The organism is Parabacteroides timonensis (genome assembly GCF_900128505.1).
In the GTDB taxonomy this organism is placed as follows: domain Bacteria; phylum Bacteroidota; class Bacteroidia; order Bacteroidales; family Tannerellaceae; genus Parabacteroides; species Parabacteroides timonensis.
The window spans coordinates 2,229,441-2,253,678 of sequence record NZ_LT669941.1; the positions used below are offsets into that span (position 1 = coordinate 2,229,441).

The 24,238-nt window shown below is 43.1% G+C and carries 18 protein-coding genes and 1 other annotated feature; of the genes, 6 read left to right on the plus strand and 12 right to left on the minus strand.

Annotation, left to right across the window (positions count from 1 at the left end):
• Window positions 1-41: 41 nt before the first annotated feature.
• Window positions 42-408: a sequence feature (16S ribosomal RNA rRNA prediction is too short), on the minus strand.
• A gap of 565 nt (window positions 409-973) precedes the next feature.
• The 3 genes from BQ7394_RS16560 to BQ7394_RS16570 all read left to right on the plus strand — a co-directional run bounded on the left by BQ7394_RS16560 (window position 974) and on the right by BQ7394_RS16570 (window position 3,772).
• Entirely contained in the window at window positions 974-1,852 is an 879-nt protein-coding gene (locus BQ7394_RS16560) for a pirin family protein (protein WP_075558438.1), read from the plus strand.
• A 132-nt stretch (window positions 1,853-1,984) separates the two neighbouring features.
• Window positions 1,985-3,145: a lactaldehyde reductase gene (fucO, locus tag BQ7394_RS16565; RefSeq protein ID WP_075558439.1), complete on the plus strand. Its 1,161-nt coding sequence runs from the start codon at window positions 1,985-1,987 to the stop codon at window positions 3,143-3,145.
• A 114-nt stretch (window positions 3,146-3,259) separates the two neighbouring features.
• A complete protein-coding gene (locus BQ7394_RS16570) occupies window positions 3,260-3,772 on the plus strand; it encodes a ferritin-like domain-containing protein (protein ID WP_075560082.1) in 513 nt (170 codons plus the stop codon).
• Window positions 3,773-3,838: 66 nt separating this feature from the next.
• Here BQ7394_RS16570 and BQ7394_RS16575 read toward each other — a convergent pair whose 3' ends face one another.
• A complete protein-coding gene (locus tag BQ7394_RS16575) occupies window positions 3,839-4,507 on the minus strand; it encodes a Crp/Fnr family transcriptional regulator (protein WP_075558440.1) in 669 nt (222 codons plus the stop codon).
• A 150-nt stretch (window positions 4,508-4,657) separates the two neighbouring features.
• Here BQ7394_RS16575 and hcp point away from each other — a divergent pair, with 150 nt between their 5' ends.
• Window positions 4,658-6,313, plus strand: coding sequence for a hydroxylamine reductase (gene hcp / locus BQ7394_RS16580; protein WP_075558441.1), 1,656 nt, complete (start codon window positions 4,658-4,660; stop codon window positions 6,311-6,313).
• A gap of 74 nt (window positions 6,314-6,387) precedes the next feature.
• A complete protein-coding gene (gene mscL, locus BQ7394_RS16585) occupies window positions 6,388-6,813 on the plus strand; it encodes a large-conductance mechanosensitive channel protein MscL (RefSeq protein WP_075558442.1) in 426 nt (141 codons plus the stop codon).
• A 32-nt stretch (window positions 6,814-6,845) separates the two neighbouring features.
• Here the strand turns inward: mscL and BQ7394_RS16590 are convergent, their stop codons facing one another.
• From BQ7394_RS16590 to BQ7394_RS16630, 9 genes are all read right to left on the minus strand, one after another.
• A complete protein-coding gene (locus tag BQ7394_RS16590; RefSeq protein ID WP_075558443.1) occupies window positions 6,846-8,198 on the minus strand; it encodes an aspartate kinase in 1,353 nt (450 codons plus the stop codon).
• A 21-nt stretch (window positions 8,199-8,219) separates the two neighbouring features.
• Window positions 8,220-9,950, minus strand: a complete 1,731-nt coding sequence (locus tag BQ7394_RS16595) for an ATP-binding protein (RefSeq protein ID WP_075558444.1) — start codon at window positions 9,948-9,950, stop codon at window positions 8,220-8,222.
• A gap of 1 nt (window position 9,951) precedes the next feature.
• The gene (locus BQ7394_RS16600; RefSeq protein WP_075558445.1) at window positions 9,952-11,073 is read right to left on the minus strand and encodes a sensor protein KdpD; all 1,122 of its coding nucleotides are present in this window, start codon (window positions 11,071-11,073) and stop codon (window positions 9,952-9,954) included.
• Between the two features lie 13 nt (window positions 11,074-11,086).
• Complete coding sequence (locus BQ7394_RS16605) at window positions 11,087-11,842, minus strand: TorF family putative porin (RefSeq protein ID WP_075558446.1); 756 nt, start codon at window positions 11,840-11,842, stop codon at window positions 11,087-11,089.
• A 56-nt stretch (window positions 11,843-11,898) separates the two neighbouring features.
• Window positions 11,899-12,477 carry a K(+)-transporting ATPase subunit C gene (locus BQ7394_RS16610; protein WP_075558447.1) on the minus strand — a complete coding sequence of 193 codons (579 nt, stop codon included), beginning with the start codon at window positions 12,475-12,477 and terminating at the stop codon, window positions 11,899-11,901.
• 21 nt (window positions 12,478-12,498) lie between these two features.
• Window positions 12,499-14,541, minus strand: coding sequence for a potassium-transporting ATPase subunit KdpB (gene kdpB / locus BQ7394_RS16615; protein WP_075558448.1), 2,043 nt, complete (start codon window positions 14,539-14,541; stop codon window positions 12,499-12,501).
• A gap of 27 nt (window positions 14,542-14,568) precedes the next feature.
• Window positions 14,569-16,278, minus strand: coding sequence for a potassium-transporting ATPase subunit KdpA (gene kdpA / locus BQ7394_RS16620; RefSeq protein WP_075558449.1), 1,710 nt, complete (start codon window positions 16,276-16,278; stop codon window positions 14,569-14,571).
• 21 nt (window positions 16,279-16,299) lie between these two features.
• Complete coding sequence (locus tag BQ7394_RS26655) at window positions 16,300-16,380, minus strand: potassium-transporting ATPase subunit F (protein ID WP_075558450.1); 81 nt, start codon at window positions 16,378-16,380, stop codon at window positions 16,300-16,302.
• Window positions 16,381-16,505: 125 nt separating this feature from the next.
• A complete protein-coding gene (locus BQ7394_RS16630) occupies window positions 16,506-16,790 on the minus strand; it encodes a hypothetical protein (protein ID WP_075558451.1) in 285 nt (94 codons plus the stop codon).
• A 504-nt stretch (window positions 16,791-17,294) separates the two neighbouring features.
• Between BQ7394_RS16630 and BQ7394_RS16635 the strand changes: the two genes are divergently transcribed.
• Complete coding sequence (locus BQ7394_RS16635) at window positions 17,295-17,963, plus strand: chloramphenicol acetyltransferase (RefSeq protein WP_075558452.1); 669 nt, start codon at window positions 17,295-17,297, stop codon at window positions 17,961-17,963.
• A 98-nt stretch (window positions 17,964-18,061) separates the two neighbouring features.
• Here the strand turns inward: BQ7394_RS16635 and BQ7394_RS16640 are convergent, their stop codons facing one another.
• Together BQ7394_RS16640 and BQ7394_RS16645 are read right to left on the minus strand one after the other, a co-directional pair.
• A complete protein-coding gene (locus BQ7394_RS16640; protein WP_075558453.1) occupies window positions 18,062-20,092 on the minus strand; it encodes a hypothetical protein in 2,031 nt (676 codons plus the stop codon).
• A 184-nt stretch (window positions 20,093-20,276) separates the two neighbouring features.
• Entirely contained in the window at window positions 20,277-24,203 is a 3,927-nt protein-coding gene (locus tag BQ7394_RS16645) for a hybrid sensor histidine kinase/response regulator transcription factor (protein WP_235848764.1), read from the minus strand.
• Window positions 24,204-24,238: the final 35 nt, after the last annotated feature.

Consider the following 24,238-nt stretch of genomic DNA (forward strand, 5'->3'; position numbering starts at 1 on the left):
TATAAAAGAAGTTTACGAACCATAGATCCTTCATCCTTCACGCGACTTGGCTGGTTCAGGCTCTCGCCCATTGACCAATATTCCTCACTGCTGCCTCCCGTAGGAGTCTGGTCCGTGTCTCAGTACCAGTGTGGGGGACCTTCCTCTCAGAACCCCTATCCATCGCAGACTTGGTGAGCCGTTACCTCACCAACTATCTAATGGAACGCATGCCCATCTATCAGCAATAAATCTTTAACAAATATTCCCATGCGGGACCCCTGTTTTATGCGGTATTAGTCCGACTTTCGCCGGGTTATTCCCCTCTGATAGGTAGGTTGCATACGCGTTACTCACCCGTGCGCCGGTCGTCATCTCTGTATTGCTACATCATGTTACCCCTCGACTTGCATGTGTTAAGCCTGTCGCTAGCGTTCATCCTGAGCCAGGATCAAACTCTTCGTTGTTTAAATTGTTTTGTCTTGCTCAGAATTCGTCTTTATTTTCAAGTTTTTGACGGTATTAATTTTTAATACTTGTACTACTTGTTGATATGTAAATCTTTCAAAGAACTCTTGTTGTTACACTCGCTAGTTTTTTAGCGAACGTGGATGCAAAGATAAGAACTTTTATTTCATACTTCCAAATGTTTTAGGAAGTTTTTCTAAAAGTTTTTTTCATCATGTTTTGCAGTGCCGTTCTCTCTCGAATGCGGATGCAAAAGTAGTGCTTTACAACATACACTCCAAACTTTTCTTACTTTATTTTTTACTTAAAATCGTAGCAGAACCATTACACTTCTGAACGACTGAATGTTACAGTTGAAAAAAAAATGAGCCAAGTCTAATAACACAACGCCCCTTCAATTTCAGCCGCTATCGAATCACCAGCCACATCAAAAGCCTTTTTTCTATACATATTATATGAGAAAGGCCAGTTGGTACAACAAAGCCTTTCTCTTTCTTGTTTTAGTAGAAAAGTAAGGAGATTATTTATGACAGTAAAAAAAATAGAAAATATCATAGCCCCACCTGCTCCGCATATGGTTGGAGACGGATTCAGAGTACATAACTTCATACCACATCTGGAACAATTAAATAGAGAACGTATGAATCCATTCATCTTGTTAGATTACAATGCTAAAATGGAATTCTCACCGCGCAAAGAACCTAGAGGTGTCGGAGTGCATCCTCATCGCGGATTTGAAACTGTCACAATCGTATATAAAGGGAAAGTTGCCCATCATGACAGCAGAGGTAATAGCGGCGTGATCGGTCCGGGTGATATTCAATGGATGACAGCTGCCTCCGGGGTACTTCACAAGGAATACCATGAAGAAAGCTTCAGTCAGAAAGGAGGTGAATTCCATATTGTACAATTATGGATCAACCTTCCTGCCAAGGATAAAAAAGCTGATCCTAAATATCAGTCTATTGTAAACAGCCAGATTCCGAAAGTCGAACTGCCTGATAATGCCGGTCAGATCGAGGTCATTGCCGGTAAATACCTAGAGACAGACGGAATAGCATCCACCTTTACTCCTATGCATTTATTAAATGTCCAATTAAATAAAGGAGGAAGCACTGAATTCTCATTCCCGGCAGAATATAACACAGCAGCTTTAGTCGTTGAAGGTTCTGTAAAGATCAATAATAATGAACTGGTTCCGACCGACTATTTCGCGTTATTCGAAAATAAAGGAGAAACTTTCACCATCCAGGCAGTAAATAAGGCAACCGTACTTATCTTGAGTGGTGAACCGATCAAAGAACCTATTGCTGCATACGGCCCGTTCGTTATGAACAATGTGGCAGAGTTAAAACAAGCTTATATTGACCTGGGAGCAGGTAAGTTCGGTAAACTGGACGATTAAACCACTACAATCCTATAGCAGAAAAGCATTATCAGTTTTGAAACCATAAATATCATATTTATAAGTTTCAGGAACTGATAATGCTTTACTTTTGAAACCCTATTACAATTAATAACCTAAAGAAAAACTATCATGAGCACAAACAGGATTGTACTAAATGAGACCTCTTATTTCGGTCCGGGATCAAGAAGCGTTATTCCCGAAGAAGTTAAAAGGAGAAATCTAAAGAAAGCATTTATTGTTACAGACAATGATTTAGTGAAGTTCGGAGTTGTAAAACAAGTTACCGACGTATTGGATCAGGCTTCTATCCCTTACATCACTTTTGCAGAAGTAAAACAAAATCCAACTGTAACAAACGTAAAAGTAGGTGTAAAAGCATATGCAGCTTCCGGTGCCGATTTCATAATAGCTATCGGAGGCGGTTCTCCTACGGATACTGCCAAAGCCATAGGAATTATCACCAATAACCCAGAATTCTCTGATGTTGTTTCATTGGAAGGCGTTGCCAATACAAAAAACAAATCAGTTCCGGTAATTGCATTACCTACCACCGCCGGAACAGCAGCAGAAGTCACCATCAATTACGTAATTACCGACGAAGAAAATGTCAAGAAAATGGTCTGTGTAGACCCGAATGACATTCCAGTTTTAGCAATTGTCGATGCAGAACTAATGAGCTCCATGCCTAAATCGCTCACTGCCGCAACCGGAATGGATGCCCTGACTCATGCAATCGAAGGATATATCACCAAAGGTACCTGGGAAATGTCGGACATGTTCGAATTAAAAGCCATCGAAATGATTGCCCGTTATCTGCCTGCTGCCGTTGCCAACGGTCATGATATTGAAGCACGTAACGGTATGGCTGTAGCTCAATACATCGCAGGAATGGGGTTTAGCAATGTCGGATTAGGAGCCGTACACGGAATGGCCCATCCTTTGGGAGCTTTCTACAACATCCCCCACGGAGTTGCAAATGCCCTGTTGCTTCCTTATGTAATGGAGTACAACATGCCATCTTCCATCAAGAAATACAAACGTATAGCAGAAGCTATGGGATGTAACACCCAGGATATGAGTGACGAAACAGCTGCAATTGCCGCAGTGGAAGCAGTCAAACAACTCTCTCTGAAAATCGGTATACCCCAAAAACTAAGTGAAATCGGAGTAAAAGAAGAAGACCTGGAGCAACTGGCACGTTCTGCATATGCTGATGTCTGTACCCCGGGTAATCCAAGAGATACCACTGTTGAAGATCTTCTGACCCTCTACCGGAAAGCGTATATCTAACAGAATTGAAAAAATAATAAATAACTGTTTCAATTTAGTTTAGTATGAACAAACCCCCAGCAGCATTGTTTGAACAATACAAACGAGCATTATACTAAACTAAATTTTACAGTTATGGCAAAAGAAAGTGTTAAGATTCTACAGAAAAAACTAGATGTAGAAAGTTTATTATCACAGCTTAACGCTGCATTATCAGAAGAATGGTTAGCATACTATCAATATTGGGTAGGCGCTTTGGTTGCAGAAGGTGCTATGCGTGCAAACGTACAGGCTGAATTTGAAGAACATGCCAACGAAGAATTAGGCCACGCCAAGTTACTGGCCGACCGTATTATCGAATTGGAAGGCGTTCCTGTACTCGCCCCTAAGAAATGGTTCGAACTGGCAAGATGCAAATATGACGTACCTAACGATTTTGACGTAGTCAGCCTGTTGAACCAGAACGTTGCTTCCGAACGTTGTGCTATCGTCAGATACCAGCAAATCGCCGAATTCACAGATGGTAAAGACTTCACAACTTGCGAAATAGCAAAACACATCCTGAGTATGGAAGAAGAACATGAACAGGATTTGCAAGACTACCTGACAGATATTGCCAGAATGAAAAGTTCTTTTTTAAACAAGTAATACCCACTCCGGTATAAATTACTTAGAAAATAAGCCCACTCTCTTCTAAGGAGTGGGTTTATTTTATTATTGCGCCATCTGCTTAAGAATCTGCATATTACGAACTTTTACAACTTTTCGGTCGATGGATATAACACCCTCTTGCTCCATTTCTGCCAAAGCTCGTGCCAGAGAAGGACGGGTCACTCCAAACGAGTCGGCTATCTCCTGCTGAGTTTCAGTCAGATGAATAACATCTGCCGATGGCTCCGGTAATTTACGAAGCAAATAATCTGCAATCTTATTCTTTATATTCTTTAGTGATAAGAACATGATTTTATCGCTCAGGAAATGACTTCTGCCGGATATCAGCATCAGGAAGTTCTGAAGAAGCTGCTTGTTCAGCTGCATCCATTGGGTAAAATCATCCCGGTGAATAAATAATATCTCCGAAGGCTCCATTGCCAGAATGTTTACCGGAAGATTATTTTTCGGAGCATACAGGAAAGCCGGTGCCAATAACTGGGAGGCTTGTAACTCTTCAATAACAACAAGTTTACCGGCATCATTCACCATCTGCCCTTGTAGAAGCCCACTCAATACAATCATTAGATGATTGCATGGTGCTCCCTGAAGAGCGACAATATCTTTCGGACGATAAGCCACCACCCTGTAAGCTGCTGTTTCCAGCAATTCTGAAATCTCTGCATCAGAGATATTTCTAAACAGTACGGATTTAGAAAGTATTGCTATCATAGTCATTTATATATAAGGCAAATATAAGAAAAGAAACGACCGCATCTATCTAAAAATATTTGCGTTTGTAACATTTGGTACAATATAAGAAACCGGTCTGTCCTACTTTTGTTTTCAAAATAATATAAACCAATAAAATAATAGAATAGTATGGATGCAAAAATGTTTTGTTTTCAGTGTCAGGAAGCTGCGAAAGGAACCGGCTGTACGATTAAAGGAGTCTGTGGAAAAGACGATGAGACTGCTAACCGGATGGACTTGTTGTTATTCATCACCAAAGGAGTATCTGTTGTTGCCACTCAACTACGAAATGCGGGGGTAGAAATACCTGCACATATCAATCATTTCGTTGTGGATGCCCTTTTCTCTACAATCACGAATGCTAACTTCGATATAGAAAGTATTACCCGACGCATTGTCAAAGGTATAGAATTAAGAGATCAGTTAAAAGACCAAGCCGGTAAACGAGGTATTGAACTGCCCGTCATCGACGAACTGGTGTGGAAAGGCGATGAAAGTACTTTCGAAGGGAAAGCCCTGACGGTCGGTGTATTGCGCGAAGCAAATCCCGACATCCGTTCTTTGAAGGAACTGATCATTTACGGACTGAAAGGGATGGCCGCTTATGTGGAACATGCCGGAAACCTGGGATTTGAAGAAGCAGACCTACACCGGTTTATTCAGTTTGCGTTGGCAGAGACCTTACGGAAAGACCTTTCGGCTGAACAGTTAACGGCATTAGTGCTGGAAACCGGAAGCTACGGGGTGAAAGCAATGGCATTGCTGGATAAGGCAAATACAAATAGCTATGGCAATCCGGAGATCACGCAGGTAAATATCGGTGTACGCAACAATCCGGCCATTCTGATCAGCGGTCACGACCTGAAAGATATGGAAGAACTGCTTGCACAGACAGATGGAACCGGAGTAGATGTATATACACATAGCGAAATGTTACCCGCCAACTATTATCCGGCCTTCAAGAAATACAAACATTTCGTCGGCAACTATGGGAACGCCTGGTGGCAACAACGGGAAGAGTTCGAGAGCTTTAACGGTCCGATCCTGTTCACGACAAACTGTATCGTTCCGCCATTGGAAGGTGCTTCATACAAGGATCGCGTTTATACAACCAACTCGACCGGTTTTCCAGGATGGAAACATATCCCGTCAAGAGAAGACGGCAAGACCAAAGATTATTCAGAGATCATAGCCCATGCCAAACGCTGTGCCGCCCCGAAAGAGATAGAACACGGACAAATCACCGGAGGATTCGCTCATAATCAGGTAATGGCCTTAGCTGATAAAGTGGTCGATGCAGTAAAAAGCGGTGCCATCCGCAAATTCGTAGTGATGGCCGGATGCGACGGACGTATGAAAAGTCGTAACTATTATACGGAGTTCGCCAGCGAATTGCCATCCGATTGCGTTATCCTGACGGCCGGTTGTGCAAAATACCGTTACAACAAACTGCCGCTCGGTGATATAGGAGGCATTCCCCGCGTATTGGATGCCGGACAATGTAATGACAGTTATTCCCTGGCAGTGATCGCCATGAAGTTGCAGGAAGCATTCGGGTTGGAAGATATCAACCAGTTACCGATTGTCTACAATATTGCATGGTATGAACAGAAGGCAGTCATCGTCCTGTTGGCTCTATTGAGCCTTGGTGTTAAAAACATCCATCTAGGCCCGACATTACCGGCTTTCCTTTCGCCGAATGTTGCACAGGTATTGGTTGAAAACTTTGGGATAGGAACGATCAGCACACCGGACGAAGATATTGAAAAGTTAATTCTTGCCTGATTTTTAACAAAACATTGTATATTCGCAACCAAATACAAACGATTACGGTTATATCATAAAAAAGGCGAATATATATGGGGAAATTTTTACAAGAATTTAAGCAGTTTGCCATGCGCGGCAACGTTGTCGACATGGCTGTCGGTATCATCATCGGTGGTGCTTTCGGTAAGATAGTATCATCAGTCGTTGGCGATATCATTATGCCGGCAGTCGGATTACTGGTCGGCGGAGTGAACTTTACAGATTTGAAAATCGTATTGAAACACGCAGTGATGGAAGGTGACAAAGTGATTACCCCTGCCGTTACGATCAACTACGGGAATTTCTTACAGGTAACATTAGATTTCATCATCATTGCTTTTGCTATCTTTATGATGATAAAAGGAATGAATGCTCTGAATAAGAAAAAGACAGAGGAAGCCCCGGCTACACCTCCTGCTCCACCTGCCGATGTTCAATTATTGACTGAGATACGTGATTTACTGAAAGACAAAAAGTAAGAAACCAGAGATAAGTGTCAGTATCGACTGCTTTAAAAAGCAGTCGATACTGACTTTTTTGTGTCCATACACGAAGAGAACAATCGGTTGTTTAAAGCCTGCAAAGCCCTTACCTTATCCTCCGCTTTCATCACCAAAGAAACATTACTGCTACTTCCTCCGTATGAGATCATCCGGACAGGTATATCCTTCAATGCATTGACTATCTGAGCCTCAAACCCGACATTCTGCCACTCGAGGTCACCTACGACACATATTATCACCATGTTTCTTTCCACACAGATCGTTGCATATTCTTCCAAACATGAAATAATTTCGGACAGATGCTCAGGATTATCGGTTGTTACCGAAACACCCACATCAGAAGTCGTTACCATATCGACTGCCGTCTTATACGTTTCGAAAGTATTAAACACCAAGCTCAAAAACTTATGGGCAGGAAGAAGGTTCAACGATTTGATCTTAATATAAATGATATTATCCTTGGCTGCGACAGCTTTTATCCTTCCTTTTTCCGCCGTATTGGAAATCAATGTACCCGGTGCAGAAGGTTGCAACGAATTAAGTAAACGGACGGGGATATTGCTCTCTTTTGCCGGGCGGATACAACAGGGGTGAAGTATCTTTGCACCAAAATAGGCCAGCTTGGCAGCTTCTTCAAAATTCAACTGCCGCACGGGGACGGTATGATCGACTATACGAGGATCGTTATTATGCATTCCGTCGATGTCAGTCCATATCTGAATTTCCTCGGCAGAAATTGCCGCTCCTATCAGAGAAGCACTGAAATCACTACCTCCGCGTTGCAGGTTATCGATCTTGCCATAGGCATTCCGACAAATAAATCCCTGCGTGATAAACAGGTCGGCATTCGGATAAGAAGCAAGCTGTGCATACAACTTCTCCTTTATATACGACAAGTCCGGCTCCTGTTCTGCCGTGATACGCATAAAATCTAATGCCGGAAGTAAAACAGAGTTAACACCTTTTTCCTTCAGATAAAGATCCATCATTCCGGTGGAGATCAGTTCACCCTGAGCCAACACCACTTTTTCATCAAACGGAGTGAATGGAGCCTCCGCGAATGACCAGATATAACGAAAGCGGTCAGCCACCAATTCCAAAGCCTGTTCCTTATAAAGATCAGACTCATATAAACCATCGATACATACAGCATATACCTGCTCCAACCGACTGATTATCTTATTAACCTCATCTGTTTCTTTTCGATGAAAAGATCCGGAAATATCAACCAGTGCATTTGTCGTACCCGACATAGCGGACAAGACCACAATATTCTGTTCTCCATTACAGATAATGGACGCAACGTTCTTCATCCGCTGGGCTGAGCCAACGGATGTACCACCAAATTTCAATACTTTCATGATTATATTATACTATTCTTTTTATACGTTAAACCGGATAACAAATGTACTTCCTTTACCGATCTCGCTCTCCACATGAATCGTTCCACCGTGGGCTTCAACAAAGTCTTTACTGATCGCCAACCCGAGGCCGCTACCCTGCACTTTCGTACCGGGAACACGGAAATAACGATCGAAGATACTTTGGTGATAACGTGGGTCAATACCCTTACCAAAGTCTTTCACAAATATTTCCACGGTTTTATCTATCTGTCGGGCCCCAATAATGATACGCCCATTCTCCGGTGTGTAATGGATAGCGTTCGACAATAGGTTGGTCAACACCCAGGCTATCTTTTCACTGTCGACAAACAGCTTCGATATCTTTTCCGGATATTCGACTTCGACATGGCAACCGAAACGTTCGGCCTGCACACGGTTGGCCTTGATGGCATAGTCGATCAGTTCGACCGGTTTAGTGATCTTCGGGTTCAGTTGCAGTTTGCCCGTTTCCACCTGCGTCATTTTCAGGAGTTCGCCGGTGATATCCAATAAACGGTCGCTGCTATCTTTGATACTTTGTGACAGCGCCTTTTGCTCATCGTTCATTTCGCCTACCCGTTTATCTTCCAGAAGCTTCAGGCTCATCATAATGGCTGAGATCGGTGTCTTCAGTTCGTGGGAGATTGTAGAGATAAATGTAGTCTTAGCCGAGTCCAGCTCTTTAAACTCCGTAATATTCTTCAACAGGATCACATCGCCGACATACTGGTTCTCCTGCCCGTTCTCATCCGTCACACGGATCGGGATATATTTTGCCTGGAAATAACTTTCCTTATTATCAGCATATATTTTCAACGGTTCCTTTTTCTCGTCCGGTTGGATCAGTTCACGCACCAGACGACGAAGCAAGTCATTCTTTAAAGCCAGTTCGGCCGCAGATTTACCGATCACGACATCCCGTTTCAGGTTCAGGATAGTAAGAGCCTCATCATTGGCAAAAAGGATCGAACGATCGCCATCGAGACCGATAATGGGCTCCGTGATACTGTTGACAATCGCTTCAATATACTTTTTAGCCTGGATGATATCGGCCAAGGTACTTTTACGGTACTCGGTGAGCCGTTCAGCCATCCGGTTGAAAGAGTTCGCTACGGCCGAGAACTCCTGGTAATCCCCTAAGTCAAGCCGCTTCTCATAGTTATGGTTGGCAATCTCCATGATACCGTCGGTCAGCTTCCTTATCGGCGTATTGATCGAACGGGGCAAACGGATCAGGAAAGCAAAAGCAGTCAAAATACAGATAACAGCTATTATGCAGATCCACAACAATGCCTGGTCTGCCGTATGTCCGGCGATCTGGCTTTTGCGGTATATGGTAGCCATATTCAGGCTCATGATATCGTTGAGAGCCATGCGCACTCGTTGGATCGTCGTATCGTTCAGCTCTTTATGCATCGCTTCATATTGGGTAGCCAGATGAGTCGTAGCCACGTTCTCGTCCACTTCCGTGATATTCTTCTTCTGCAATTCGAGGTTTTTATCGAACTCCGCCTGCGCTACGGGGTCAGTCTTGATGCGTTCAAGGGCATTCAACATTCTTCTTGAATAAAGAAGAGAATTGTAATTATCCGCCAGGATATTCTGAGTGTCGACAGACATATTGTGGATATTCTTTACAGCCAGTCCTCCCAGCAACACAATCATAACGAACAACAAACCTATCCCATAGATAAGCTTCGTTTTAATCTTCAGACTAACAGACTTACTCATATCATGCTATTATTATTAAATCAATATTCAACTGCGACAAACTATTCAGTAATTTCCGGTAACGATACGAAGAAAACAACAAAGTACGCAAACTAAAGGAAGGCTTACCGATACAAAGCGTCGTTATCATTTTCTCCTTACACACCTGAACGATACTATCCGTCACCGACTCAGACTGTACCTGTATCACCTCTCCTCCCAGTTCTGTTGCCAGTTTGAAATGATTGGACAGATAACGCTGGTTGGCCAACGGTATCCGGTCGATGCTCTCCCGTGGAGTCTGCACATACAAAACAAAGAACTTCGTATTATAACGGGTAGCCAGACGGGCTGCTTTCCGGATCACCTTCCGCGGCGTACGCTCATTACTGCTAATGCAGGCTAGGAACTTCTCATGCCGAACACCGGCATTGACCGGAACCGAATTCTCCACCTTCTTCTCTACCCTCAAAGCCACTTCCTTCAAGGCCAGCTCGCGCAGCTGAAGGATGTTTTCCGACTTAAAGAAGTTATTCAGAGCGGTTTCCACCTTCTCCGGACGGTATATCTTTCCGGCTTTCAGGCGCTTCACCAGTTCGTCGGCAGTCAGGTCGATATTGACCACCTCATCGGCCTGTTCCAGCACGCTGTCCGGAATCCTTTCTTTCACTTCTATTCCGGCTATATCCTGCACCTCTTCGTTCAACCCTTCCAGATGCTGGATATTGACTGCCGTGATTACGCTGATGCCCGCTTCGAGGATATCCATTACATCCTGCCAGCGTTTTTCGTTCTTACTGCCTTCTACATTGGAATGGGCCAGCTCATCGACAATGACCACTTCGGGATGGACACTCAGGATGGCCTGCAAATCCATTTCCTCCACCTCTTTCCCTTTATAAAAGGATTTCCGGCGCGGAACCTGGGGCAATCCCTCCACCAACGCTTCCGTTTCGAGCCTGCCGTGTGTCTCTATATAGCCGATTTGTATATCGATGCCACTACGAAGCAACTCGTGTGCCTCCTGAAGCATACGGTACGATTTACCTACACCGGCAATCATACCGATGTAGATCTTGAAGTTACCACGGCGGGACTTTTTCAGTAAGTCCAAAAAGTGCTGTACACTCTGTTCTCTGTCCATCCGACTATCTATATTACGGTTTCAAAGTGAATCCGAAAACCAAATGAGCATCTTCGAGGCGAGGATTCCAAATGGCTTGTGCAAAAATAGGCAAAGAAAACGAATCGCTGAACTTTATTGCGGTCGTTCCTTTGAGCGCCACGTTCGTTACGGCAAAACTATTTGTCAGATACTGCGGCGCATTCCAAGGAGTGAAGCCACAGGTCACATTCAGGTCTACCATTTTAACACTGAACGGATAATTCATTTCCACATACGTAGAGTATGCCTGCTCATCATGGCTATTCTTATCCAGGCCGGCAAACATTGTGTACCAGGCAATTGATAAAGGAAACTTTTCTACCGGCAATGAATAAGCAATAGCACCTTCAAAATGATGAGCAGTTTCATGACTCTTAAAATTAAAATACTTTCCGGCTCCCTGTCCGGCCCACCACAGGTCGGCAACCGACAATGTCAATCCGGAGTTTCCGAATGTATAAGCCGCTGTCAAGTCGATCTCTTTAGCCCCCTGTCCGGAATTCTCGTTTACACCAGTAAAGTCGGTCGAACCCCAGGCAGTCAGAGAGAAGCCCCCTACGCTCAGGCCGAAAGTCGGCTGAAAGCTGGCACTCGTCTGATACATTCCACGCCATACATAAGAACTCACCAGGTCGCCCTGTACCGTAAACTTTACGCCAGCCTCATCCTCCTGGGCTTGCATTACAGAGAAAGAAGAGGCAGAGAAGATCATTGCCACAGCGGCAATCTTTTTAAGTATCGATTTCATATTATTGTTATATTGTTATATCGTTATTTGCTTGTTTAGTAAACTTGTTTAATCAATTATTTATCCAGGGCCTTTTCCACAGCCACATTCAATTTCAGGACATTCACCTTTTCCGTTCCGAAAAGTCCCAACAACGGTTTCTCTACATTGGCATTTACGATAGCCATCAATCTTTCCGGAGACACACCACGCGCTGCTGCCACCCGCTGTACCTGTACGTAAGCAGCCTTCGGTGAGATATGCGGATCGAGCCCGGAACCACTGGCGGTAACGATCTCGGCCGGAACCTCTTCGCGTTTCAGATACGGATGATGTACGAGGAAGGTATCGATACGCGCCTGCAAATCAGCCAGATACTCTTCATTGGATGGTCCCTTGTTGCTACCTGCGGAACTAGATGCATCATATCCGTCGCCTGCACAGGAAGGACGACCCCAGAAATAAATATCCTGCGTAAAGGATTGGCCTACATTAGCCGCTCCCACTACTTTTCCATTCAATTCCACTACTGCGGCATTCCCACTATTCGGAGTGGCAACCTGAGCAAAAGCCCATAAAACAAATATGTAACAAACACTGAACAATACACAGAAGGCTATTGTCAACTTTAACGATTTAATTAGATTTGATATCATGATTTCTATACTTTTAATTGATTACATAAACAAACTGACAACCAGGTCGATTAACTTGATCCCGACGAACGGTGCCACTATACCGCCTACTCCATAGATCAACAAGTTGCGGCGCAATAACGCGGAAGCTCCGATCGGCTTATAAGCAACCCCTTTCAATGCCAACGGAATCAGGATCGGAATAATGATCGCATTGAAAATAATCGCACTCAATATAGCACTTTCAGGACTATGCAGATGCATGATATTCAGTGTACCCAGTTGTGGAATAGCCACCATAAACAAAGCCGGGACAATAGCAAAATATTTAGCCACATCATTCGCAATACTGAACGTAGTCAACGTTCCGCGCGTCATCAATAACTGCTTACCGATCTCCACGATCTCGATCAGCTTGGTCGGGTCGTTATCGAGATCCACCATATTACCGGCTTCCTTAGCCGCCTGCGTACCGCTGTTCATAGCAACCCCGACGTTTGCCTGGGCCAGTGCCGGAGCATCGTTCGTACCGTCACCCATCATCGCAACCAGCTTACCGCTGTCCTGTTCCTTCTTGATATAGTTCATCTTATCTTCCGGCTTAGCTTCGGCGATATAATCGTCTACACCGGCTTTCTCGGCAATATATTTGGCAGTCAGCGGATTATCACCCGTTACCATTACTGTCTTTACACCCATCTTACGGAGACGTTCGAAACGTTCCTGGATACCCGGCTTGATAATATCCTGCAATTCAATCACACCGATAATAAAGTCATCCTGCGAAACCACCAGCGGCGTCCCCCCGTTACTCGTGATCTTCTGTACCAGGTCGGCCACCTCTTCCGGATATTTATTCCCGGCAGCCTCACTCATCTTGCGAATCGCATCGAAAGCCCCTTTACGGATACGGATACCGTCTTTCAGGTCGACACCCGAACATTTGGTTTCTGCGGTAAACTTAATCATCTTCGAACCCGAAGTACTCAGGTCGCGGATACGGATACCCCGTTCACGTCCCAGTTCGACAATCGATTTACCTTCAGGCGTTTCATCCGACAGGGAAGCCAACAGGCAAGCCTGCACGAATGCTTGTTCCTCGATACCGGATACCGGATAGAACTGCGTAGCTTTACGGTTACCGATCGTTATCGTTCCGGTTTTATCCAGTAATAAAGTATCTATATCACCGGCCGTTTCCACCGCCTTACCCGATTTGGTAATCACATTGGCACGCAAGGCACGATCCATACCGGCAATACCGATCGCCGACAGCAGACCGCCGATCGTTGTCGGGATCAGGCAGACAAACAAAGAAATGAAAGCCGCAATCGTGATCTGCGTATTCGAATAGTCGGCCATCGGTTTCAACGTACCGCAAACAACCACGAATACCAATGTAAAACCGGCTAGCAGGATCGTCAACGCGATCTCATTCGGTGTCTTTTTCCTTGAAGCACCTTCTACCAGAGCAATCATCTTATCGAGGAAGCTCTCGCCCGGCTGTGTGGTCACCACCACACGGATCTGGTCGGAAAGTACCTTCGTACCGCCGGTTACGGAACTCTTGTCGCCACCCGCTTCGCGGATCACCGGGGCCGACTCACCTGTAATGGCACTTTCGTCGATAGAGGCAAGCCCTTCGATGATCTCACCGTCGGACGGGATCGTATCACCGGCTTCACAAATAAAGACATCGCCTTTTTTCAACTTCGAACTGCTTACCGATGTGATAGAACCGCCAGCACCAATCAACTTGGCCGGTGTCTCTTCACGGGTTTTGCGCAAGCTGTCCGCCTGGGCTTTGCCACGTGCCTCGGCAATAGCTTCGGCAAAGTTGGCAAAGAGCAGGGTGAGAAACAACACAACAAAAACAAACAAGTTATATCCGAACGTTCCCTGGTTTTGCGCTCCGGTAGCGGCAGCCCAAATCGTAACGATCAACATCACAAACGTCACTATCTCGACAATGAACATGATCGGATTGCGAAACATCGTACGCGGGTCCAGTTTTGCGAACGACTGTTTCATGCTTTCTATGACAAGCTCCTTTGGAAACAAAGAAGCGGATTTATTCTCTTTCATCTTATTTCTTTCTTAACTATCAGCTAATTAGTAAATGCTAAAATATTCGGCAATCGGTCCCAGCGTCAGTGCGGGGAAGAAGGACAAGGCGGCAACGATAAAGATCACACTGAATGTCATTACAGCAAACGTCACCGTGTCGGTCTTCAATGTCCCTGCGCTTTCGGGGATAAACTTCTTCTGTGCCAGCAATCCTGCGATGGCCACCTGTCCCACGATCGGGAGGTAACGCGAAATAATCAATGCCAAGCCTGTCGTAAAGTTCCAGAACCAGGTATTATCTCCCAGTCCCTCGAAACCCGAACCGTTATTGGCTGAAGCAGAGGTATATTCGTAAAGCATTTCACTGAAACCATGGAAACCCGGATTATTCAACCATCCCCCTTCGCCCTCCACAAAGGCAGGGTGATAAACATAAATATAATTTGCAATAGCCGTAAAGATCAGGATCACGAACGGATGCGTCAGCGCCACGATCGTAGCGATCTTCATTTCACGCGCCTCCACTTTCTTTCCGAGGAATTCCGGCGTACGTCCAACCATCAGCCCGCTGATAAAGACAGCTATAATAAGGAAAGCATAATAGTTCATAAAACCGACTCCCACACCGCCGAACCAGGTATTGATCTGCATATTCAACATTTCCATCATGCCTGAAAGCGGCATCGTACTGTCGTGCATACCATTCACCGAACCGTTGGAAGTCACCGTTGTCGTACAACTCCAGAGTGCGGTAGCAGCCGGCCCCAGGCGCGTTTCCTTACCTTCCATCGCCCCACATGCCTGGTCGATACCCATTTCGGTAATTTTCGGGTTACCGTTCATTTCATAATACGTATTGATCGCCACGCTTGCCAGGTAAGCAAACAGCATCACGCCGAAAATCGTATACCCCAACTTCTTACGTTTCAGATAGAAGCCCAGTGCAAAAATCATCGCCATCGGCAGGATCAGGATCGACCAGCATTCCACCATATTGGACAGGTAAGTCGGGTTTTCCAGCGGATGCGAAGAGTTTACGCCGAAGTAACCTCCACCATTGGTTCCCAATTGTTTAATAGGAACGATAGCAGCTGTAGGTCCTTGCGAAACCATCTGTTCGGTACCTTCCATAGTGGTTACGGCCATCTTGCCGTCGAAGCCCATCGGGACACCTTGCAGGATAAGGATAAAACCTACCACGAGCGACAAAGGCAACAGGATACGTGTACAACTCTTTACCAGGTAATTCCAGAAGTTACCGATCGTCGTGGTGCTCTTTGCAGCCATCGCTTTGAAGATTCCGGCCAGTGCCGCCATACCGGTAGCCGCCGTAATAAACTGGAACAGCATGATAACAAACAACTGCGTGAAATAAGTCAACCCGCTCTCGCCGCTATAATGTTGCAGGTTACAGTTCACCATAAAACTGATACATGTATTGAATGCCAGGTCGGGGCTCTGGTTTGCATTACCGTCCGGGTTCAACGGCAAATACGCCTGTGTACAGAGGAGGATCATCCCCCAGAAAAACCAAAAAACATTGACAGTAAGAAGTGCTTTCAGGAAGCTCTTCCAACCCATTTCTTCTTTCGGATTAATACCGCAGAGTTTGTAAATCCATCTTTCAACCGGAGCCATGAAGTCTAACCAAGTCTTCTCCTCCTTATATACCTTCGCAATGTACATCCCCAGTGGGTAGGCCAAAACGACCATCAATACGATTTGCGCAATACTACCTATTAATTCAGTATTCATCTTTTCACCTTAAATTTACGATTAAAACTTCTCGGGTTTGATCAATACATACATCAGATACCCGAAGATCACTACGCAGAGTATAAATAAAGCTACAAACATATTTTCTCTCCTTTCTTAAATCTTTTCAAACCAATCCACACACTTAAAGAAAAACCAGTAGCAGGCCGCTCCCACCACACATAAAAATCCAAATCCTACAAATACGTTGTCTAACATACCTTTGTTTATTTAATAGTTAATACTAATCGTTTCGCTATTCTATATGCCAAAGGCGTGCCAAAAAAACGCACAGGATTGTTCTTAACTGAAATACAGCACTTTAATAAAGCCAGAAAGAAAACAGCTCCGGCAACAACCCTTCCATTTTGAAAAGGTTGCCTTTCCAAAACGACAATATCTTTCAAAATGAAAAGGTGAAGAAAAAAGAATCTGATAGGGCTGAATTGGAAAATATGAAGGAAATTAATCAACATGAAGGAAAGTCCTTTAATTTTTGCTTTTTTATTCATCTGTAAGGTTATCTGTTAGCTCATTTTATTCTAACACGCGACCTATCACCTTTTAACTCTGTTGTCCTATCTTTTTTTCCGTTTGTCAGTTATCGAACACTTGTTTGACATTTGTCAAACGCTTGTAGCACAGATATCGAATAAGCGTTTGACAGATGACAAACAATAAAAAGATTATAACTTTCGGAATTAGAAGTAATTGGTTAATCTATTATAGGCTTATTATTTAAGTTTTTACTTTGTACTGAAAGAGTAAGCCCAAACTTATTTCAGCTTTAAGAAGGAATATGAAGTAATTTTCCGGAAATAAGACTGTTTCCTTCATTCGATAAAAAATCATTCATATGTATATAGCAGTTAACCAGCGAATTATATCAGACATGAAGGAATGAAGGAATTATTTATGAAAACTTTTGTTGAGATTCATGCCTGATCTTCTTTTTAAAGATATTCTATGTAAACGAAATAGTTATCTTTGCAGCCTATCAATAATATTTAGTTTATATGGATACGCAACCTGTTTTTCCCAAGGGACACCTCATTAATTTTGAGAACTGGGAACGGAAAGACAATTACAATTTCTTTCGTGACTTTGAAAATCCAAGTATATCTATTACCTCCGAAGTGGAGTGCGCCGGAGCAAAAGAACGGGCAAAAAAGAACGGACAGTCCTTCTTTCTCCATTATCTGTATGCCATCCTGCGAGCGGCAAATGAAATAAAGGAGCTGCGTTTCAGGATAAAAAACAGCGGGGAGATAGTTTGTTATGAGACAGTCGATGTATTGTGTCCGATACGCATGCATCAAAACGGGAAGTTCTTTACGGTAAGGATACCGTGGATTGAAGATTTCGAAGCCTTTTACAAGGAAGCCCGCCATATCATCGACTCAATACCGGAAGACGGCAATCCGTACGAATCTGAAAATATAGCGACGGAAGACAGCCGGTACAGTGTTATACTCGTAAGTGCAACACCTGATCTTTATTTCACATCGATCACATATACGCAGGAACGGAAGAGCGGTTCGAGTTATCCCCTGCTGAATGTCGGGAAAGCTGTGACACGGGAAGGCCGGTTAGTTATGCCGGTTGCCATTTATGTGCATCATGGTTTTGTGGATGGGGCACACATCTCCGACTTTTTTCGGAAAACGGAGGAATATTTAAAGTAAAAGTCTGCATAAAAAGGAGAAGCTGTTTCAAAAGTAAAAAATAACTTTAGAAACAGCTTCTTCTAATCTAAATCCTCAACAGTAAACCTATTGCCGGATCATTCTAAAAAGGCTTCCGCTCTTCCCGGAGAGAACAATTCCCACAGAGAAGCAACTGTCCATCCGGGAGCAAAGATGTCATTATAATATCCCTTGCCATTCTTTCCGTAATCCCAATTGGTATGTTGTACAACTTCCGGATAATATCCCTTCTTGGCAACCCCACACATATGTCCTTCGTAAGGTAACAACTGGCGCATGGAGGTGCTGATTACCTCTGCGAAGGTGGAGAATCGATCTTCTTTATACTCTTTTGATAACCAATGGAGAACGTCTACAAAATCGAAAATAAAGACATCGATATGGTTGTTTTCGACAGAAACATTTCCCCATCCGCGGGTTTGCAGTCCTATGTCACCTAACATTTGTCCGGGAGCAAAAGGCACATCCCAGGTATAATACCATGACAGGGCGAAGTAAGCGGCTTTCTTTGCTAATCCTGCGTAATGAGCACGTTCAGCTCCTTTGGTAGCCAAGGCTAAGTAGTAAGCAGCCGTAGAAGCATACAGGGAAGCCTCTTTATCTTCACAATTGGCATCCAGCGTAGAAGAGAAATAATCAGACTTTGAGATCAGTTCATTTTCCAGATAATTGACTGAACGTTTGGCTGCTTCCAGATAACGTTTGTCTTTAAAGTATTTAGAAGCCATTACCAATGGTAAAGTAGCTGACGGCGTACTTCCACCACTTTTATCGACGAGGGAGAAATCATCTTTGAATTTGCGAGGGAAGCTACCGTCCTCGTTCTGCAAACGCAGGAAGCTGTCCAGCATACCTTTGATACGTTGCTCCCATTGCGGATGCTTACGACCCCGCTCTCTTTCGTAATTAAGATAATAAAGCACGGCGTATACTCCTTCCGACTGGCGACGGATACTATGCGTACCTTCTACTTCATCGCGTTGGTAATAGATAACCTCGTTAAAAAGTCCAGCATCGGAAAAGCCGTTGGTCAAGTATGTGTCAAAGATAGCGTTAGCGCTTTTAACCAATTCGGGACGCTGTTGTTGCTCGCCGTATTCAAGGGCATTAAATGCATTGAGCAGGGTACGGCCGACGAAACCGACTTCGGCAGTTCCGGTATTCTTGCAGGTAGCAGTTTCCATATGCACGCCGGAATAATAATGTGTCGGCTTATCGCTCACATAGCTTTCCACAAAAAAGTTACTCATTACCTCTTTCATTTTTTCGGGAGAATAGGCAATCTCCACCGGTTGCGGACAGTTAGTGTCGAAACTGTATTCCCAAGCCTGGCGAACGCATTCGGAAAAGTCGGAAGCGGCGAATTCGTTTACTTCCCAGGTCAACGAGATGCTTTCATCTTTACGGAGGAGCTGGAAGGCTTCTACTTCAGGAGCAAGGGTCAACTTACGGATGTATGTTTTCGGTGCTTCCCGGTATGGGAAACCGAAAGAGAGGGAAGCTATTCCTGATACATTTTCAAAACCGGTGAAACCAATCGATGTATTTCCGGAAAGGATCACTTCACCTTCTTTATGAGTCGTCAGAGCATCTGTTTCGAAATCATCGAGACGAATAACAGAGATCGTTTTCTGGTTACGGGCATCGAAGATGGCTGTGAGAGGTGTACTCAGACGGTCTTCCCGTACGATCCAACTATCGGATGTATGGAAAGAAGGCGCTTTCTCCGGTGAACGCAGGTTACGACGATACCAGAACCCCGGGAGATAGAACTGACAGTCATCGTGGTTGAACCCTGTCTTGATCTGTTCTGCATAGTTAAACCAAATGTCTTCAAATGCGGTGATACAAACTGTTATTTGTTGTTTGCCATCCTTATTCTCTACTTTCTGATAAATCGAAAGCGGAAGTTTACCAGCCGGAAGCAGTTGGTAATCGAAATAGTTATTTTGTAACTTCTGTAAAGTCAACGGATATTGTTCAGCATCATTTCCGGGGACTTTGAGAGCAATCGACGCTTTCACATTTTCCGGTGAGTAATTCACCGCCCCTCCACTGATCGTGCCGATCAGGAGCAGTAGGCAACAGGTTAGATTTTTAATCTTCATAATTATATTTATAAAAGTTATAATACAGTTTTTTGAGAATATATTTCTTATTGCATGGTATTAGGTTTCTGCCTGAAACTTTCGGTTACAAATGTATTTCTATCTATTAAAAAGAACTGCAACAATCTTTCCAATTAATGCAATTATATAATCAAAACCGCCCCAGAAAGAGTTATGGAGGTAGTTATTTCACAAAATCCTTAGGTAGAATACCAAACTGTTTCTGGAAACACTTGGCGAAATAAGAGGGGGTATTGAAGCCTACCATATAACATATCTCGTTCACTTTACATTCCCCCTCCTTCAATAATTGAGCTGCTTTTTTCAGTCGTTCCAAACGGATATAATCATTAGGAGTCATATCCAATAATCCTTTTATCTTACGGTTCAGACTTGAACGGCTCATGTTCAACAAACCTGCCATATCGTCCAGGCTAAAGTCCGGATTCTGCATATTAGCGAGAACAATATCATTCAAAGATTTCAGAAAAGCTTCGTCTGCCTTTGTCATCGCCATCGTATTTATCTGAACAAACGGAGACTGGGCAAATGCGGCATGCAGTTTTTCCCTATTTAACAGCAGGTTAGAGATGCAGACTTTCAGATATTCCACAGAAAAAGGTTTATCTATATAAGCATCTGCACCGGATTTCAGACCTTCTATTTTCGATTGCATAGTCGTCTTTGCCGTCAATAGGATAATAGGGATATGACTGTAACTCAAATTGGATTTGATATGATCACATAGCTCCAGACCATCCATTTCCGGCATCATTATATCTGAGACAATCAGACTTACAGCATTGTTTTCCAGGATCTTCAAGGCCTGCACTCCATTAGACGCTGTTAACACTGAGTATGTAGAAGATAATTGTTTTGTAACAAATGACAACATCTCCTGGTTATCTTCCACTATCAATACAGTGTAACGGTTTTGTTTGTTAGTTTGTAGAAGATCATCGCTTGAAGACTCTTTATTTTCCAGGTCATTATTTAATATAGCAATCGTTTGCTTCTGATTGGCCGGTAAAGTCAAAAGAAAACAGTTATGCTCCGTAGAATCATCCATACGTAATGTCCCATCGTGGAACTCAGCCAGTGAGCGTGCCAAAGCCAAGCCAATACCTGTACCTGACGCCATACGCGACATTCCATCTTTATACTGAACAAAAGGCTCAAAAATCTTTTCCCGCATTTCCTCAGGGATTACATCACCATCATTACAAACAGATAATACAAATATTCTATCTGTTTCATTCTCCGACAACTTAACGTGAATATACGTATCGGCATATTTTACCGCATTCGTAAGCAAATTACTTATTATTTTCGTCAATCCTTCACGATCTACCGAAGCATATAGTTTATCGGGGCTATCGATTGTAAATTCCAATCCTCTCTGACGGGCTAAAGGTGTAAAACGAGTATAAGTTTGCTGCAAAATATCCGAGACATTACAATCGACAAAGTTCAGTTTAAACCCTTGAGTTTCTGTTTTCCTGAAATCAAGCAGCTGATTAACCAGATCCAACAGGCGATTTGTGTTCAAGTCCATAATTTCCAGATCATCACGGATCTCACCAGATACATTCGGAGAGAATAAGACATTTTCTAACGGACTTTTTATTAATGTCAAAGGTGTACGAATCTCATGGGCTACATTTGTGAAAAAGTCGATCTTGGCAGTATATAACTCCCGTTCCTTTTCCCGCTCAAACTTTTCCATAGCTTGCTGATGCTTCTGTCGATTCCTTTTCCTGAAATACCTGATAATTCCTGCGACAGAAAAAAAGAACAATAACAAATATAATAGGTACGCCCAGGTTGATAAATAAAAAGGAGGCGATATATGAATCTTTAATACGCGCTCAGTTTCATTCCACAAGCCGTCACTATTCGATCCTTTCAGTCTAAACGTATAAGTTCCATAAGGCAAATTTGAATAATTGATCAATGCATTCCGTTCCACCGTGTACCACTCTTTATCAAATCCGTCCAATTTATAATGTAATTGGTTCATTTCAGGCGCCTGATAACTCAATGCCGCCACATGAAACGAGAATGAATTCTGGTCGGCATCCAGCTCAATCTTTTCTAAACAAGTGATACTTTTTTCTAAAGGAGAAGCATCACGGTTTACAGGTAGCCGCTTATTAAACAAAAAGAAATCTGTAATAACAACCGGTGGAATTATTTTATTCTCAGCAAATGTTGTCGGGTTAAATGTTATAAATCCATTTATACTACCGAAATAAAGATGTCCTTTCTCATCTTTATAACCGGACTGGTAATTGAACTGGTTGCTAAGCAAACCGTTCGATGTAGTATAAGTCCGCATATAATTTGTATCCGGATTAAAACAGATCAGTCCATTATTGGTTGTTAACCACAAATTTCCCTGATTATCTTCCAACATCTTATAGATAATATTGCAAGGAAAGCCTTTCGACATATCATAACGGGTAAAGTTTTCCGTTTGCGGATTGAAACAACAGAAGCCGGCTCCCTGAGTCATAAACCATAAACGTTTCTGGCTATCTTCATAAATATCGATAACCTTGTCATATGGTAAAGATGTTGTATCAGCACTGTTATTTATAAAGTTCTTCCATTCTTTCCGATTGATATCGTAACGGAAAACACCATTTGAATAAGTTGCCAACCATAAGTTTCCATGAAAATCTTCCTGGATCTTATAAACAAACACATTGGATAATTCGGGGATACGTGTGAAATTGTCTGTCGTTCGATTGTATTTTAATAACCCAGAGGTAGTACCGATCCATAAATTGCCGGTGGTAGCTCTACAAATAGAAAAAATATTATTTGCATCCAATGAGTATTCTTCAGTGCCTCTTTGATAATGTTTTAGCTGCTTCGTTTTCAGGTCTATACGATTTAAACCACCGGAAAAGGTTCCTACCCATAAGTAATCGCCATCCAGACATAACCCATGGATATTATTACAAATCAAAGGATGCAGAAACGGTTGTATAGATCCTGTTGCCGGATCGAAATTAAACAATCCCTTATCTTCCGTTCCAATCCATAAAGAACCATCATTGCTTCTACAAAACTCCCGAACACGACGTCCAAACGTCTTTAGACCTTCCCGCGGATAAAACTTTTCAAAATAAGTTCGCTGATAAGGATAATAATTGACTCCACCAAAAAAAGAGCCAATCCACATTCCTCCCTCATTATCGCGACATAAAGAATAAATCGCATTGTCGGCTAAAGCGTAAGTATCATTCTCTTCAGATGCAGCCAAATGAATTTCAGTTTCATTCTCCAGATCATAAATATATAAACCGGATTCTGTTCCTACCCACAATTCCCTATCCGATTTGAACTCTAAATCCCGAACGTAATATGACAATAGGCGACGTACTTTACCTGTAGTCATATTTATCTCTGTCAATCCATTAGAAGAACCGACGTATATACAGTTATGAGGACCAACCACCTGGGTATTAATTATATCTCCCTTAAACGGTTCATTACCATCTGTATCTTTAAAAGGTATAAGCTCCGTTTTAAAATTATTATCTGTATAATATAGGTTATCGTCGTATAAACCAACCCAACAAGTGTTTCCATTAAACCAGAAACGGGTTACATTAGGCAGCTTATTCTCATGTTTATCCTTTTGAAGGTAATTTGTCAGTTGTTTATGGCTGTAACAGAACAAGCCCTGATAATCGACGGAAATCCAGATTGCATTATTCTCATCCTCCGTAATCATCGTCACTGCCCGTTCAATGATATTCCCGGTATCGCTTATTACATCAAAATGAGTAAAAGCCTCCGATACCGGATCATATACAAATACACCGGCATCGGTTCCCACCCAAATGGAACCCTCCTTATCTTCATAAAGTGCCGTTATAAAATTATTTCCCAGATCGGACTCTTCCTTCTTGAATATACGAAAAGACAAACCATCAAAACGGTTTAAGCCGTCTTTAGTTCCAAACCACAAAAAACCCTGCTTATCCTGTAAAATAGCATTTACTGTATTTTGTGAAAGACCATCCTTTATATCTAATGTTTTAAAGTAATAGTTTATATTGTTCTGGGCATGAAGAGTAAAAACACACAGAATACACATATAAAAAATCAGCTTTAAAACAGAAGATATCCTCA